We start from the raw sequence: 14,928 nt of genomic DNA, 5'->3' as shown, positions 1-14,928 counted from the left end.
GTTACTTTTTGTTATTTGCAGGGTGTTTTTTGTACATTATATGGGGGCGGAGAGGAAAGATTCTTACCTGAATTTTGAACAAATATTAATTAAAGAGACTCACCTTGAAAACAGCTTTTTACGTATTTAGGCATGAGCACATGTGGCTGATACGCTTATGCTCATGCCAAAATGAAAGCTTAACGGTGCATACCGCGTATTGGGTAATTGTTGTCAGGGTTTCTTATCCAAGTTAGACCATTTATAAGTGCGGTAAGCTCGGGTCTAACAAATGGGTTGTTTGATATATCGATAACTTGGATATTCCCCTTGTCGTTAACAACAAAAAGGCCCGGCTCAGCAAAGGGGTGATCGGTTTCTTGTTTTGAACGAGGATCTGAAATATACAAACCAAGTGTTTTCATTTGCGCAAGCGATAAACCGTAAGCAATATCAAATTGAACGTCTAATTGAAGCTGGTGCTCTGCCAGTTGAGTTTGGCTATCACCCGAGACTGCAATCACGTCTACATTAATAGCAGAAAGGCTTGCAATGTGGCTTTCTAACTGGTTTAGGTACTTTGTACATAAAGGACAATGCTTTCCGCGATAAACTAAAACAAGTTGCCAATCGAAACCAGATCTTGGCTCCCCTAATGTAACAGTTTGACCATTGGGTAAGGTGACGGGCAGCTTTGGAAACTTGCTGCCAGCATGAAGTTTGTCTGTATAGTGTTGAGACATGGTCTTATCCTTTAAAAGTATTTATTGATATGTGTTTTAAAACGGGCTAGGTCATTTTCAATATCTGCATTTTTCATCACACAAAACACACGAATGTGGGTAAAGCAGCCAAGTTGAAAAATTTAAAGTTCATATGCATTGGAAAGAGTAGATCATCCACTGACTTTCCATCAAAAAACTCAGCTGCATCATTAAAAGCCTGTTTTGGGGCGTTAAATGTGACTGACATCATATATTTTTTACCTGAAAGAGCACCGCCACTGCCATAGCCTTCAGTCGGTGTAGATGCACTGCGCCCGTCTCCTTTGCATAGTGTACCCGCCATACCTGCTGTATAAACTTCATCCATATACTTTTTAAATGACCATGTAACGCCCATCCAGTTAATAGGGGATTGAAAGATTATGGCGTCAGCCCATTGATGCAGATCGAGTTGCTGTTCGACATTTATGTTTTCTTGCATAGTGACAATACGTGTTGTGTACCCTTTGTTTTGGAGTAACGTAACCGCTGTATCGACGAGCGTTGCATTTAGCTTCCCTTCAGAGAATGGATAATACTGATGCCCATTGATGATTAAAATATTGCTCATGACCTCTTCCTAACTCGTTTGTTTATTAACTAGGTTGTTTAAGGTATAGTTTGTAAACCTAAAGTAAAATAACAACTAGTATACTTTTAGTAACCTAATGTTTATGGTGGTATAAAAATTGAAAAGTTCAGTTAAAACAGATGCTAAAGGGCGAAAAAAAGTTTTGAATATGTGCGATGAACCCTGTGCAATTGAAAAGGGGATGAGGCTCATTGGTGGGAAGTGGAAGGGCTCGATAATTTACCATCTAAAAGATGAGCCTGTACGTTTTAATGATTTAGCACGAATGCTAGGTGGTGCGACTAAGAAAATGGTGGACCAGAGACTTAAAGAGCTAGAGCAAGAGGGTATGGTTGTTCGCAAAGTGATCAGTGATAGACCGGTTGCAGTTACATACGAGTTGACAGAATTTGGACGCTCAGCACTAGATATTCTTGAATCGCTTAGAGTTTGGTCTGAGTCTCACAATATTCAAATTTGAATGAACATAATTGTTGTAATTACTTTGCGTTAGCTAAACCCCAGTTCTTTACTCAATGTCATTGCTGGTGGTTGCTTTAGTGTCCTGAAAAAGCTCTTTTGCTCAATGATAAAAGCGAAATTGCTTTTAGTATCCTCGACCACTCTTTTGTAAAGTCAAAAAATATATGTATTCTTCATTACAGCTATGATTTTGAACATGCATTAACTTGGTAATTCACAATTTTGATTTTTATTTGACAGTGAAAGTTTAGTTAATTTATCGATTATTTAAATTAGGTATTTAATTGTTATCTACAAATTTGAATTGAATATATGGTAAGTAGGTATAAAAATTTGTGGGTGTATTTCAAGGGTGGGGGTTGTTGTTTTATTTTTTATCGCTTTAACAAAGGCGCGTAAGGCTTTCCTTATATATCAAGCTGATCTAAATGAAGAGACAAAGCGTATTTGATAATTTTTTTGGGTTAAAAAATGGATGAACCGAGAATGAAAAGCCCGCAAACATGGTTCAACCAGACTAGAAAGCGCACTTGCTACCCTTTATTAAATTGTAAGTTAAAGATCTAGGAATAAGCCTTGATTCAGATTATAAGGACAAGAAGTTGTTATGATTGAGAAGTTAAGGCGGCCGTCAACTTGGCCGCTGTATTTTATATTGCTGATATACGTATCCTTGATTTGGATGCAAGGGCTGTCTAGTACCATGTTGCAAGTATTACAAGAAATAGAAATTGCACTGACTATGGCGCTGGGCTCGTTTGTCGCTGGTGGCACAGCTTTGGGAGGCGGTGCAGTAGCCTTCCCAGTTATGACCAAGGTATTGGATATTGAGCCTAGTACGGCGAAAGTGTTTTCACTGGCGATTCAAAGCTTTGGTATGACAGCAGCAACTTTCACTATTTTGTGCCGTCGTATTCCTATCTATATTAATTTAGTATTGCTTGCGCTGCCAATGTCCGCATTAGGCGTTATCATAAGCTTACTTTATATTGCGCCTATTGCACCGCGATTGTTAGTTAAATCTATTTTTAGCTTCTTACTTTTATGCTTTGCAATCACTATGTTAATACGTTGGTGGAGAAAGCACATCACCAACACAGTGCACAAAAAATACAGCCTAGTACACCTCGTTTTATGTTGATGGCTTTTATTGGGGGCGTTGCCAGTGGGTTAGTGGGTTCTGGTTCTGATATTGCTTTATTCGCGCTTTTAGTGATTGCATACAATGCTGATATTAAAAAGGCAACAGCGACTTCTGTGATTGTTATGGCATTTACCTCATTGGTAGGTAGCGCGATGAATGCGTGGTATTTGGAGGCTATAACGCCACAGATTGAAAGCTATTTGCTTGCAGCAATTCCTATTGTTGTCGTGGGCGCACCTTTAGGGGCCTATGTTTGCTCTAAAGTCAAAGTCGGACAATTGGTGAGCTTTTTACTGTTTCTTATCGTCTTAGAGGTATCTTTCACAAGTTATGAGCTTTACTCTAGCAATGGATTAACGTGAATAAAGTTAAAATGTTTATTTGAATATGAGTTGTACTTTTTAGTCAATTAACGAGTGAATCAACAAAAATAAATACCTAAGGTGGAATTAAATACTATTTAGGTGGTAAAGAAATTGAAGGTGTTCATGCAGTTCAGTTTGATGTACTAACTCGTTGTTGGCTAGGGCTAACGCTTTTCTGGGGTGAAGACTTATGCCTTATAATTTCTGTGTCTAAAAAAGAGGGCAACATTTATTCACTTGAGATAGTCCAGAGGCAGATTCTGGCGCGCAATAGCGAGTTTAACGTGCGTGCATATTATAAAATGTGTCAAATTGCTCCGTAAAAATATTTTGGTGAGTTAGAATAGGGCATTAGGGCAGTTATTCGGTAAGTATATTATTCATATTGTGCTAGCGCATAAGCTTGAGCTTTCAATATATTGCATGCTGTACCTGTTAATTAGTAGAAAAAAACAGATGTTTAGGGTGGCTTTTTGAGTGTAATTGAGGATAATTTAATTGAGTATAAGAAAGTACAAAAAGGAAGTTTATGATGGAGTTTTCGATTAGTCGTTTTGAAAGCACTTTGGGTATTTTTAAAGTGCTCGGCAACTGTCAGTCCCCAGATAAGATTGAAGTCTTGAAGCTAGAAATGATGAGCACTGATGGGTGGGTTTTGATGGATATGCACCAAGCCACGACACAAAAGATAATTAATCAGTTAATTACTGAGTTAAGAAACCACCCTAAGTTGGGAAGTCTATAAGGCTCCCCTATCGGCCGTATTCATGCTTTATATGTATTTACTTAGCTGAGTCTTGCGACCGTATTTACAATACTATCCACTTGTTGGTTAATTTCATTGATGGTGGTGTTAAGCTCCTCGATAAGAACGACACCAGAGGCTACTTGCTCAGCGCTTTTTCTCATTGAGGCGGAGGCCTCAGAAGAGTGTGCCAAGTTTGCTTTGACAACATCGGCGATTTCAGTCGTTGAACTACTTGTTCTTGCTGCAAGTTGACGCACTTCATCGGCTACAACAGCAAACCCTCTGCCTTGCTCACCAGCCCGGGCTGCTTCAATAGCGGCATTGAGTGCCAGTAAATTGGTTTGCTCTGCAATGGCGCTGATGGTAGATACAATATTACTGATTTGGTCTGATTGCTTGTTCAAAGCCTCTATTTTTGTCAATGCCGTATTCATGTCATCGCTCAATATTTGCATGAGATCAATGACACCTGTGACAGACTCAGAGCCAGTTTGAGCTGCGTTATCAGCAAGGCTTGAGGCATGACCAACATCTTCTTGCGTTTGGCGTGTACCGACAATGCGCTCGGTGATATCAGAGGCAAATTTAGTTACCTTAATGACTTTACCGTTTTTGTCTATGATAGGGTTATAACTGGCTTCAAGCCACAACTCGCTACCTAGCTTATTTTTCCTTTCAACTTGGCCACTGAAATAGTGGCCAGCAGCTAACTGGCTCCAAAGCGCCGTGTAGTCACGAGATTGAACGATATGCTCTGGACAAAACAAGCTATGGTGTTGACCTTTGATTTCGTCTAAGCGATAACCTGTTGCCGCCAAGAAATTCTCGTTGGCACTGAGCACATTGCCTGAGATATCAAATTCTATGACTGCCATTGAACGGTACAGTGCATCAATCAGGTTTTGTTGAGATACAGCGGTATGTTCACGCTTAGTGACATCAGAAGCAAATTTGATGATCTTAACTAATTGACCGTCGATATTCAAAACTGGGTTGTAGCTGGCTTCAAGCCAAAGCTGTTTTCCAGAGCGAGTGAAACGTTCTATGGTGCCAGAAAAAAACTCGCCTCGATTTAGGTTTTGCCAAAGATGTTGGTAATCTGCCGAACTAGTATATTGTTTGTCACAAAAAATACGGTGATGTTTACAAACTAACTCATCTAATTCGTATTCCATTACTTTGAGAAAGTTATCATTTGCGGTAATGACTTTTCCATCGGGGGTAAACTCAATGATGGCAGTGGAGCGCCCTACAGATGCTAGCGTTTGCTCAAATGCTTGTTTCTCACTTGTGACTTGATCAAGCGATTGCTGCAGTGCTTTTCTTTCTTTGCCAAAACTAAACATTGATGTTCAAAACCCTTAAGATGATTATTTAGGGTTATCGAATTATTATTATATGCAATTGAAAGTCAATTAGTATGTTTAAATATCATGAATTAGTATGTATTTTGTACCTTTTATAGTTTATTTAATTTTGTAATTTTCATTTAAAACAATTACTTAAGTGTTTATAGATATTGTTTGAATTAGATTGCTTTTATGTCACCAAAGAAATCTGCTAGCGCTTTGAAATGTTGCTTTTTGTGTATTTTATTGAACTCCAGGGTGTTTTTTGAACAAAGTGTGTTTAAATATTTTTAATGGAGAAGTGTTGTGTGTATTTTGTGCAAAGAACGGGGGACACAAATTAATTTAGGTGGAACGGTGCCTTTAGACACTTTAGATGTATGATATTGTTGAAATTGGTACAAGATAAGTGATAAACATAACTGTTTAATAAAAATAATAAATGGAGCATATGATGCGGTTTAGCTTTATGGTTTTGATACTCGTCTTATCGTTTGGTACCCAGGCAAATGATACACCTGAAAAAGCGGTTAGCTCGTTGTTCTCCGCGCTCTCACACGCGGCAAAAGAAAAGCCAAATATCCCAATGCTTAAGAAGCTATTTCACCCTGAGGCAAAAGTTTATGGTGTCCATTTTACTAAAGACACACCGAGTTTGATGGCCATTTCTAGTACCGAGTTTATTAAATTGCTTGATAAAGTGCCTGAAAAAGGATTTTACGAATGTGAGGTGGTGAGAAAAGTGCAAACATATGACCGTTTTGCACAAGTATACAGCGTGGCAGAAACTCGGTTTAATAGAGAGCAAAAGCAGCCTGACTTTACAGGGGTAAATAGCATTCAGCTTTATAAACACGACAATGAATGGCAAATATTATCCTTGTATTATCAGATAGAAAGCCCTAGCCACCCCATAAACTTAGAGGGCGCTAAAAGTGGGGTGTGCTTGTAACTAGAGCTAAGAGCAACAAATGGCTTAGCAGTGCTTCATTTCGTTGTTGAGCCAGTCGGTAAATATTTGTAGCCTTGCTAGTCTGGAAGAATTTGTATCGTAGACAAAATATCGCTTAACTTTGTTTGGATGTGGCAGTTTGTAGGGAATAACAAGGGTTCCACTATCCAGTTGCTCTTGACATAAGTACGATGCCGCCAGTGTAACGCCATGACCACTAGAAACCGCACTAATTGCCATATCCGTCGAGTTGACTTTTGTCCAAAGTGTGTGATGTTCAACCCCTTCCACTCCGGCTGCATTAAACCAGCTAGGCCAATCGTAGGGACCTGCATGCGTTAAAGTAACTATATGTTGGGATAATAGATTGGCGGGGTCGTTTAAATTGAGTTGTTTCGCTAAGCCATTTGAGCAAATAGGGTAAACGGGTGACTCACCAAAATATTCGCAGCTAAAGTTATCCGGTGTATGTTGCTCAACCGTGGTACCAAATCGTATTGCTAGGTCTATATGTGCTTGTTTCAAATCAACAAAGTTTGCTGATGAAGAGACGTTAATTTGAATATTTGGGTAACGTTCTGTAAAGCCCTGCAACCTTGGCATCAACCAAAGCGAAATAAAAGCCTGCGTTGAGGTGATAGTCAGCTCACCGTCAATACCCTCTCTTTGAACTTGGTTGATCCCTTTATTTAATATCGTGAGCCCTTTTTGAGCATGTTCGAATAGGGCTACTCCTTGTTGGGTCGGGAGCATTCGCTTTCCTTTGCGAACGAACAGGCGGCTATTGAGCAAGGCTTCGAGTTGACGTATTTGTTGACTGACAGCAGCTTGAGATATACATAATTCCTGTGCTGCTAGGCTATAGCTATTGTGTCGTGCTGCACATTCAAACGTGACTAACAAGTTGATATTTTTAAACACTTGAAGTTTATAATTCTTGAATTTATCTTGGTATTATAAGCAGAGCTTATAATAAAAGTCGATTTTCATCGTTGGTCTTTTTTAATTGGGGCTGTAAAAATGCAGCCATTAACACGCATTAATACAATTACTAAATATAAGACAAGGACATAATGATGATTGAATTTAAACAGCTGCACCAGCAGAAAACGCCACTTTTGTTGGCAAACGTTTGGGACGCAACCAGTGCAAAATGTGCTGAAGCAGCTGGCTATCAAGCAATGGGTACCTCTAGTGCAGCTTTGGCTGCGGTACTTGGTTACGAGGATGGTGAACATATACCTTTCGAAGAGCTATTGTTCGTTGTTAAAAGGATCGCAGCATCTAGCAGTTTACCTTTGAGTGTTGATATTGAGTCTGGCTTTAGTGCAGAACCACATATTATCGCCAACCATATTCAGCAGCTGGCTGAGTTGGGTGTAGTGGGGGTTAATATTGAAGATAGCCAAATACAAGACACACGTACATTATGTAATAAAGATGAGTTTGCGACCTTGTTGCAGAGCGTGCGTGCTGAGCTTTCCGCGCGCGAAGTGCCTATGTTTATCAATGTGCGCTGTGATACATTTTTACTGGGCGTGGATAATGCAGTAGATGAAGCATTGAGCAGAGCGAGTAGCTATCAAGCCGCCGGTGCGGATGGGCTCTTTTTCCCATGCATTTCTTGCGAACAAGATATTACTCGAGTCGCCGGGGCAACATCATTACCGATTAATGTGATGGCCGTCCCATCTTTACCTGACATACCAACATTGGCACAGCTTGGTGTTAAGCGCATTAGCACAGGCAATTTCGCGCAGATAGCAATGAATGAGCAGTTGAGTACTAAGCTATCACAAATTAAAGCGCAAGGGAGTTGCTCCATACTTTTTGAGTGATGGTAATTTTAGCTGCATTTTGAATAAGGTGTAATGTACATGTGCTCTATTGAAACCATCAATGAGCACATGACGGGATATGCAGCCGTACTGTGATTGTCAAATAAAGATAACGCTCGCATTTTAAATGGTTCAAAAAAGCTGTTATGAAAGCGGTTCACTTAACTGCATATTAGAATGATGGGGTATGTCGCACATCGTCACTGCCAAACGATTAAAGTCTTGGTTACAAGGTGGTGTTGCATATAGGATATTTGAGTTATCTTTAAAGGCAGAACGGCTCAAAATATTGATTGTTCTTTGACCATGTACAACTGCATACATGTTACTTTGGTCTATTCTCCAAGCGCAAATCTGCTCCATTTCAGGATTCTGAGCTTGTGTAATTTTGACGACATTTGACGCGACAGATAAGTCCATGTAGCTTGTTTGGCTGCGTGCGATTTTGTAATAAAAGGCACTACAATCTCTGCTACAAGGTATAAGTTCAAACTCAGCCGCATTTTCGACTAAACTATTGCCATAAAATAAGCCGGATATTTCATTACTAATTGTTATATAGCCAAAATCTTGACCTTGAGTTACTAGTTTTAGGTGTTGTTTGTTCATGATTTATTACCCACAGTGATTTGACATCATCTGTATGGCACTCTCTTTAACTCATGCTAATAAGACGAATGCCTTAATGAGAACATTAGAGATCCTTTATTGAGTAAATATGACATTAGGTCAAAACTTTTGTGTTGATACGAATAAGTTTTGATAGAGTTTATCTGACCGTCAGTATAACTTCTTACTTCCTCCACAATTTGTTGATAACGTCTCCTTAGTCATTTAAAACCCTGTAAACGTACCAATAAACAGGTCTGTGTTCCGAGCAGTATAAGAACGCTTTTTGATGGCTTAATAAATGCATAAAATTCCACGATAGATTTTACTAATTAAAAAAAGATGTGAAATTGAATTAAGGCATTTTCAAACAAATATGATGTTAAAGTTGGTAAAGCTGTTAATCAAATGACAGGTTTTGGGTGTGTACCCAGCTAATAATAAAGTCTCATATTATGGATTTTGCTAAAGAAATCACGCATTTTTCCGATAAATTTAGTAATAATAGTAACTTGTACTATTTTGGCATTAAGTGTGTTTACAATCATTCATAAACTGCCTAAAAAACGGCCGATTTTAACTTAACATTGTAAGGGCTATGTGCTGAAATGGTGGAAGTTGCATAAAAAAAAGTAAAATATGCAAGAGTATTTAGGAAGGAAGTGATGTCGTTGTTTAGTTTTGATGAGGAATCTGGGTATGTTTCTATGAAGGAACATCCTGCACACTCGGGGTTTCCCGCTAGTGCTGCACAGCTAGTTGAGCTGCTAGAACAATCCTCTTATGCCGACTTTGATGTCATTCATGCCAACATTGGTCAATTATTTGCCCCTTCTGATGATAGAGATAAAGACGTCCTTATCGTTGCAAGGGCGGTTGACGCTTCCATTACTGTTCGTGTTGAAGAAAATAACATGTTAGCGGAAGCCAGACTTACCACTGCCAGAGGTGGTAAGTTAATCACGATTGATGAAGCAAGAGATGCTTTGACCAATGCAGGTGTGGTAAAGGGTATAAATGAAAGAGCACTTGATACATTTTTGGGCCAGCAGTTTGAGCAATCCCCCGGTAGTGTGTATTCAGGTATAGTCGCCCATGGTGTCAGAGCAAAAGATGGTACGGATGCACGGTTTGTTCGGTTATGCATGACTGCACAGGATCGCGTATTGAGCCCCCAGGAAAAATCCGGTGGCAAGGTTGATATGCGAGATTTGGGAGCCATCATTACTGTTAAACCAGGCAGCCCATTAATGAAAAGGGTCCCGCCAACTCCTGGTGAAGAAGGTTTTTCTGTGTTCGGTGATGTGTTAGAGCCAAAACCAGGTAAAGACTATGCACTACAGGTATCTGAAGGGACAAAGATAAGTCCAGATGACCCCAATTTACTGATTGCTGACGCAAAAGGCGTTCCAGTGGCTGTGCCGCGCGGTATGCGTGTTGATGATGTTTTATGTTATGACAACGTGGACGTAACGACTGGACATATCGAGTTTGACGGCAGTGTGGTCGTCAGCGGTGATGTTAAAGATGGCATGAGAATCAAGGCATCTGGTGATATTACTGTCATTGGCTTTGTTGAGTCTGCACTGTTAGAAAGTGAAAGTGCAGTGACTGTAATGCTTGGGGCAATAGGGCGTAAACGCATAGAGGGCGAGGATTTTTCTTGCATCATTAAGGCTAAGCGTACAATTTCAGTTGGATACGGACAATACTGCCATATTGAGTCTGAGCAGGATCTATTTATTGAGCGCCAAGCTTTACATTGTGACTTGAAGTCTAAACGGCTGATCAGAGTGGGCAAGGGGAATACACCTCGCGGAAAATTGATTGGCGGCAATGTGTATAACGCGATGCGCATTGAGGCAGGTGAAGTTGGGGCGCCTTCAGGAACAAGAACACGTATTGTCCTTGCACAAGATTGGTATGATTTGAAGAAAAAAGAAAAGGAATTTAAAGAGCTTGATAAGCTGTTATCAGACAAGATACTCGCTGTGAAGCGGGCGCAAATTAAAGCGAAAAAGACACCAGCTTCAGATAAGCGAGATAATTACCTGAAAAAACTGGCTGTTACAGAGCAACGTCTTGATACACACTACAAGCGTAATGTCCGTAATTGTAAGTTAGTTGCGCAAAAGTTATTGCGCTTGGTTAAACTAAGTCGTGTAAAAGTGAATGAGCTAATGCATCCGGGTATAGAATTGACTATCGCAAAAGACAGTCGGTCTTTTTCCAGAATTTACCCACCTCATTCTGTTAAGTTAGATGCTGGGAAAATTACCCAGGAGTTCCAAAACTAAAAAAAGCAGCCTAGGCTGCTTTTTTTAGTTTTAATGACTTGTTTTAAGTAGCGTTACTTAATCTTGCTCAGTACTACTCGGCTCTTCGCTTTGAGGTAGTGGCCACCCACCTAACGCTTGCCATTTATTAACGATGTAGCAGAATAGTTCAGCTGTGCGTTCAGTGTCATAAAGTGCAGAGTGTGCTTGAGAGTTATCAAATTCTATTCCAGCAGCTCGACATGCTTTCGCAAGTACAGTCTGGCCTAACGCCAGTCCTGACAAAGATGTGGTATCGAAGCTAACGAAAGGGTGAAAAGGTGTGCGTTTTATATTATTACGCTCAATTGCCGCGTTCAAAAAGCCATGGTCAAACGCCGCATTGTGAGCAACAATGACAGAGCGCTGACATCCAGCATCTTTTTGTGCCTTTCTGACTGCTTTGCAGATTTCTTTGATTGCTTCGCTTTCTTCTACTGCACCACGTAGCTCAGAGAAAGGGTCAATGCCGTTAAACTCTATGGCAGATTGCTCAATGTTAGCTCCCTCAAAAGGTGCTACATGAAAATGGATGGTTTTATCAATGCTGAGCTCACCTTGGCTGTCCATTTTTAATAAACTGACCGCAATTTCTAGCAAGGCATCAGTTTCTTTATTGAAGCCTGCTGTTTCAACATCAATTACTACGGGGAAAAAGCCTCTGAAGCGTTTTGCGAATAGGGTTTGCTCTTGTTCTGCCATGATTAACTTGGATTTCTAAAATTAGCCGCCTATTATACTGATCATAAGGCAAGATGCTAATTAGGATCGGGTCAACAAGCAGATATTTTTAGTTTCTGTCGATTTATTGTCTCGAAAGACGGTATGTTTATTGCTTTCATGTATTTTGAAATATGATTTAGACACTAAAAAGTTGGCCTATTTAGTTGTTCATAGGCTTGGAGAAGCAAAGTGAGTTTACATTTCAATATCTTAGCGACAGTTGTTACATGTGTGTTTGCGACAAGTGCGCACAGTGCAATGCGGCAATATAGTGCCTCTGTTGATAACTCCAAGTGGATGGTGGATAGAACAACACGGTTATCTTGTACACTTTCTCATGCTGTTCCATATTACGGTGAAGCCATTTTTAGCGCGACGGCAAGTAAAAACAAAGATCTCACCTTTAATCTTGATATGGTTATTCGACCTGAAGACTATGATTTTGCAGGGCTTGAATCTGTGCCGCCAAGTTGGCGTGCAGGGCTGCCTGCGCGTTCAATGGGCGAGATGGCTTTACTTAAAAAGTTTGACGGAGAATTATCTAACCCAGTCGCTTGGGAAATGCTTACAGAGCTTGAAAAAGGCTATCAACCGACCTTCTACTATCAAGATTGGAATAACAAGCATGACCAAATTGCCGTTTCATTATCGTCTGTCAACTTCAAAAAATCATATTGGGACTTTTTACAGTGCAGAGATAACTTGCTGCCTTATAGTTTTGAAGACATCGCATTTGTGGTGATGAATTACCGTAAAAATTCGAGCGACTTGACTAAGTCATCACGCAAGCGACTGGATATGATTGGAGAATACTTAAACAATGATCCAGATATCGATTCAATTTATATTTCAGCCTACTCAGATAGTTATGGCGGTAAAAACGTCAACTTGAATCTATCTAAAAAGCGCGCGATGGCGATTAAAGAATATATGGCCAGTAAAGGCGTACCGGCTGAAAAAATAATGACCGATGGTTTTGGTGAAAAGCGTCATGTTGCGATAAACACGACGCCGATAGGGCGTGAAGCGAACCGTCGAGTAATTATACAAATTTCCAAGCCCTAATAGCGGGCTTGGTAACATCAGTTCATTCAATGCTTAGATTTTATTCCTGATCATATCTCTGATAACTAAACGGGCAGGGTGCAGTGCCTCGTGAACTCGTTCGCTAAATGGCAAAGGTTCTTGGGTCAAACTTGCAACCAGATGCTCTGTAACAAGTGGTGCAGTACACAGCCCTCTTGCGCCAAATCCGGTGACTACATGCAGTCCTTTATGAGGTAAGTTTTGGGCTTTAAAGTCATAGAATTTGCCTCTTTTGATATTCTCGTACGCTTGTAGTAAATCATGTTTGTCTTGGATCTGCCCAATCATAGGGGTATGGTCGTTAAAGCAGCATCTCACAGCAGCTTTAGCGCTTTCAATTGAGCCTAAACAATTGTCGAAGTCAGTACCTTGATAAAAGCCAGCAAGTTGTTCACGGTTGGTGATGTTATCTTGCTCAGTGACTTCTCTTGATTTGCTATGTTTTTCAAAAGTTGCGCCCATGCAATGTAGGCCATTAAGGCTCGGAGTAAAGTAGCCTTTATGGCAAAGTACTGTAGCCAGTTTAGATGAGGTATCTCCCTCGTAGATATGAGAGACCTGTCCGCGGACGCCGTGAATGCCAATGTCTTTTGTTTGCTCAAACCGGTCTGAGTGTTCACCTGCGCAAACAAATACATCTGAAAATGGACCGAATTGACCTTCGTTTGTCGTTAGGTACCAACCATCCTCTTTCTTATCTAGCTTTTCAACGTGAGTATTAAAGTAGCACTCGCTAGCTTGAAGATCTTGTGCTGCATTAAATACAGCTTTGGTGAGCTCTGGAGGGCTAACCCATCCGCCAAGTTCAATAAATAGTCCACCGTACGGCGTATCAATATTGGCAATTTCTTGTGCTTCGGTTTGATCAACCGCTTTGATCAGCTGCTCTGGAAAAATGCTGCTCTTGGCCACTTTGTTGTGTTGTGTCTTTTTATTGTCGTTAATGCTTTGTAGCAAAACACCGCACCATTGATGGTCAAAGTGGTAGCCAGTATTGAGAAGTTGGTCGTAAAAGCGTCTGGCATATAAAAAGCTATGCGCATAAAACTCAGATGGGATCCCAAACTCACTTTGTAGGTTTGGATAAACGGCACCTTGCAGGTTGTGTGAGGCACCTTGGGCAAGTGCGTCATCTTCGCAAAATAGGTGTGTTTCGATGCCGCGTTTTGCCAAATGATATTGCAAGCAACTACTTGCTATACCACCGCCAATAATTGCAACATTAGATAGTTCAGCCGCATGTTGCTGATAGTACAATGGAGTTGTTGCCTGTTCGGTCGTCGTATTAAGTTTACCAACAACCATTTCTCGTTTTCGGCCATAGCCTTTGACTTTTTTACACTCAAATCCTGCACTTTGTAAGCCTCTACGAACAAAACCAGCAGCGGTAAAAGTTGCAAAGGTAGCGTCTTTTTGACTCAAATGCGCCATTGCGTCAAAAAGGGATTGTTGCCACATATCAGGATTTTTGCTTGGTGCAAAGCCATCCAAATACCAAGCGTCTACAACGCCTTTGCTCTGATAAGCTATTTGTGGCATCGAATCTTGAACATCTCCAAACCAAAGATCCAAAACAACGCGACCTTGCTCAAATTCAAGTCTATGACAGCCTTGCAGCGCAAGCGGGTATTGCTCACACAATTGCTCCGATAGCGATGTTAATCCGGGCCAAGCTTTTAAAGCTTGCTTTAAATCGTCAAGCTTAATGGGGTATTTTTCAAACGACATAAAGTAAAGTCGTTCAACAGCTAGATTCTCTGCTTGTTTAAAGCGAGCCCACGTATTTAAAAAATTCAGCCCTGTGCCAAATCCAGTTTCTGCGATCACAAAGTGTTTTCTAGGATGGTTTGTGAGTCTTGTTTGTAGTTCATTTTGCTCAAAGAAAACATAATTTGACTCAGCCAACCCATCGTCATTGGAAAAATATACGTCGTCAAAGTTGTCGGCAACAGGGGTACCTGAATCATTAAAGTGGATTTGTGCGTTACTTATCATATAAATA

General features: G+C 40.4%; 14 protein-coding genes and 1 pseudogene. 8 read left to right on the top strand and 7 right to left on the bottom strand.

Going from position 1 to position 14,928, the window contains the following annotated elements:
* Positions 1 to 179: 179 nt before the first annotated feature.
* Together AC2CZC_RS19565 and AC2CZC_RS19560 are read right to left on the bottom strand one after the other, a co-directional pair.
* The gene (locus AC2CZC_RS19565; RefSeq protein WP_484583076.1) at positions 180 to 722 is read right to left on the bottom strand and encodes a redoxin domain-containing protein; all 543 of its coding nucleotides are present in this window, start codon (positions 720 to 722) and stop codon (positions 180 to 182) included.
* Between the two features lie 11 nt (positions 723 to 733).
* Positions 734 to 1,314: pseudogene (locus AC2CZC_RS19560) on the bottom strand (NAD(P)H-dependent oxidoreductase).
* Positions 1,315 to 1,432: 118 nt separating this feature from the next.
* Here AC2CZC_RS19560 and AC2CZC_RS19555 point away from each other — a divergent pair.
* The 4 genes from AC2CZC_RS19555 (at position 1,433) to AC2CZC_RS19540 (ending at position 4,051) form a co-directional block, all read left to right on the top strand.
* A complete protein-coding gene (locus AC2CZC_RS19555) occupies positions 1,433 to 1,795 on the top strand; it encodes a winged helix-turn-helix transcriptional regulator (RefSeq protein ID WP_484583075.1) in 363 nt (120 codons plus the stop codon).
* A gap of 609 nt (positions 1,796 to 2,404) precedes the next feature.
* Entirely contained in the window at positions 2,405 to 2,938 is a 534-nt protein-coding gene (locus tag AC2CZC_RS19550) for a TSUP family transporter (RefSeq protein ID WP_484583074.1), read from the top strand.
* A complete protein-coding gene (locus AC2CZC_RS19545; protein WP_484583073.1) occupies positions 2,932 to 3,303 on the top strand; it encodes a TSUP family transporter in 372 nt (123 codons plus the stop codon). Before AC2CZC_RS19550 ends, AC2CZC_RS19545 begins: the two co-directional genes overlap by 7 nt.
* Positions 3,304 to 3,835: 532 nt before the next feature.
* Entirely contained in the window at positions 3,836 to 4,051 is a 216-nt protein-coding gene (locus tag AC2CZC_RS19540) for a hypothetical protein (RefSeq protein WP_211035948.1), read from the top strand.
* 41 nt (positions 4,052 to 4,092) lie between these two features.
* Here AC2CZC_RS19540 and AC2CZC_RS19535 read toward each other — a convergent pair whose 3' ends face one another.
* A complete protein-coding gene (locus AC2CZC_RS19535) occupies positions 4,093 to 5,400 on the bottom strand; it encodes a methyl-accepting chemotaxis protein (RefSeq protein WP_484583072.1) in 1,308 nt (435 codons plus the stop codon).
* Positions 5,401 to 5,854: 454 nt separating this feature from the next.
* On the opposite strand from AC2CZC_RS19535, the gene AC2CZC_RS19530 reads away from it, so the two are divergent.
* A complete protein-coding gene (locus AC2CZC_RS19530; protein ID WP_211035944.1) occupies positions 5,855 to 6,355 on the top strand; it encodes a hypothetical protein in 501 nt (166 codons plus the stop codon).
* 24 nt (positions 6,356 to 6,379) lie between these two features.
* On the opposite strand, the gene AC2CZC_RS19525 is transcribed toward AC2CZC_RS19530, so the two are convergent.
* A complete protein-coding gene (locus tag AC2CZC_RS19525; RefSeq protein WP_484583071.1) occupies positions 6,380 to 7,276 on the bottom strand; it encodes a LysR substrate-binding domain-containing protein in 897 nt (298 codons plus the stop codon).
* Positions 7,277 to 7,428: 152 nt separating this feature from the next.
* Here AC2CZC_RS19525 and AC2CZC_RS19520 point away from each other — a divergent pair, with 152 nt between their 5' ends.
* A complete protein-coding gene (locus AC2CZC_RS19520; RefSeq protein ID WP_484583070.1) occupies positions 7,429 to 8,193 on the top strand; it encodes an isocitrate lyase/PEP mutase family protein in 765 nt (254 codons plus the stop codon).
* A 144-nt stretch (positions 8,194 to 8,337) separates the two neighbouring features.
* Here AC2CZC_RS19520 and AC2CZC_RS19515 read toward each other — a convergent pair whose 3' ends face one another.
* Entirely contained in the window at positions 8,338 to 8,802 is a 465-nt protein-coding gene (locus tag AC2CZC_RS19515) for a hypothetical protein (protein ID WP_484583069.1), read from the bottom strand.
* Positions 8,803 to 9,467: 665 nt separating this feature from the next.
* On the opposite strand from AC2CZC_RS19515, the gene AC2CZC_RS19510 reads away from it, so the two are divergent.
* Complete coding sequence (locus AC2CZC_RS19510; protein WP_484583068.1) at positions 9,468 to 11,099, top strand: DUF342 domain-containing protein; 1,632 nt, start codon at positions 9,468 to 9,470, stop codon at positions 11,097 to 11,099.
* Positions 11,100 to 11,156: 57 nt separating this feature from the next.
* On the opposite strand, the gene rnt is transcribed toward AC2CZC_RS19510, so the two are convergent.
* Positions 11,157 to 11,819, bottom strand: coding sequence for a ribonuclease T (gene rnt, locus AC2CZC_RS19505; RefSeq protein ID WP_484583067.1), 663 nt, complete (start codon positions 11,817 to 11,819; stop codon positions 11,157 to 11,159).
* Between the two features lie 228 nt (positions 11,820 to 12,047).
* Here rnt and AC2CZC_RS19500 point away from each other — a divergent pair, with 228 nt between their 5' ends.
* Positions 12,048 to 12,905: a flagellar protein MotY gene (locus AC2CZC_RS19500; RefSeq protein ID WP_484584906.1), complete on the top strand. Its 858-nt coding sequence runs from the start codon at positions 12,048 to 12,050 to the stop codon at positions 12,903 to 12,905.
* Between the two features lie 33 nt (positions 12,906 to 12,938).
* Here AC2CZC_RS19500 and mnmC read toward each other — a convergent pair whose 3' ends face one another.
* The gene (mnmC, locus tag AC2CZC_RS19495; protein WP_211035938.1) at positions 12,939 to 14,921 is read right to left on the bottom strand and encodes a bifunctional tRNA (5-methylaminomethyl-2-thiouridine)(34)-methyltransferase MnmC2/FAD-dependent 5-carboxymethylaminomethyl-2-thiouridine(34) oxidoreductase MnmC1; all 1,983 of its coding nucleotides are present in this window, start codon (positions 14,919 to 14,921) and stop codon (positions 12,939 to 12,941) included.
* Between the last annotated feature and the right edge of the window lie 7 nt (positions 14,922 to 14,928).

The organism is Pseudoalteromonas sp. MMG033 (assembly GCF_057197785.1).
This window is presented reverse-complemented; position numbering and strand designations above follow the sequence as displayed.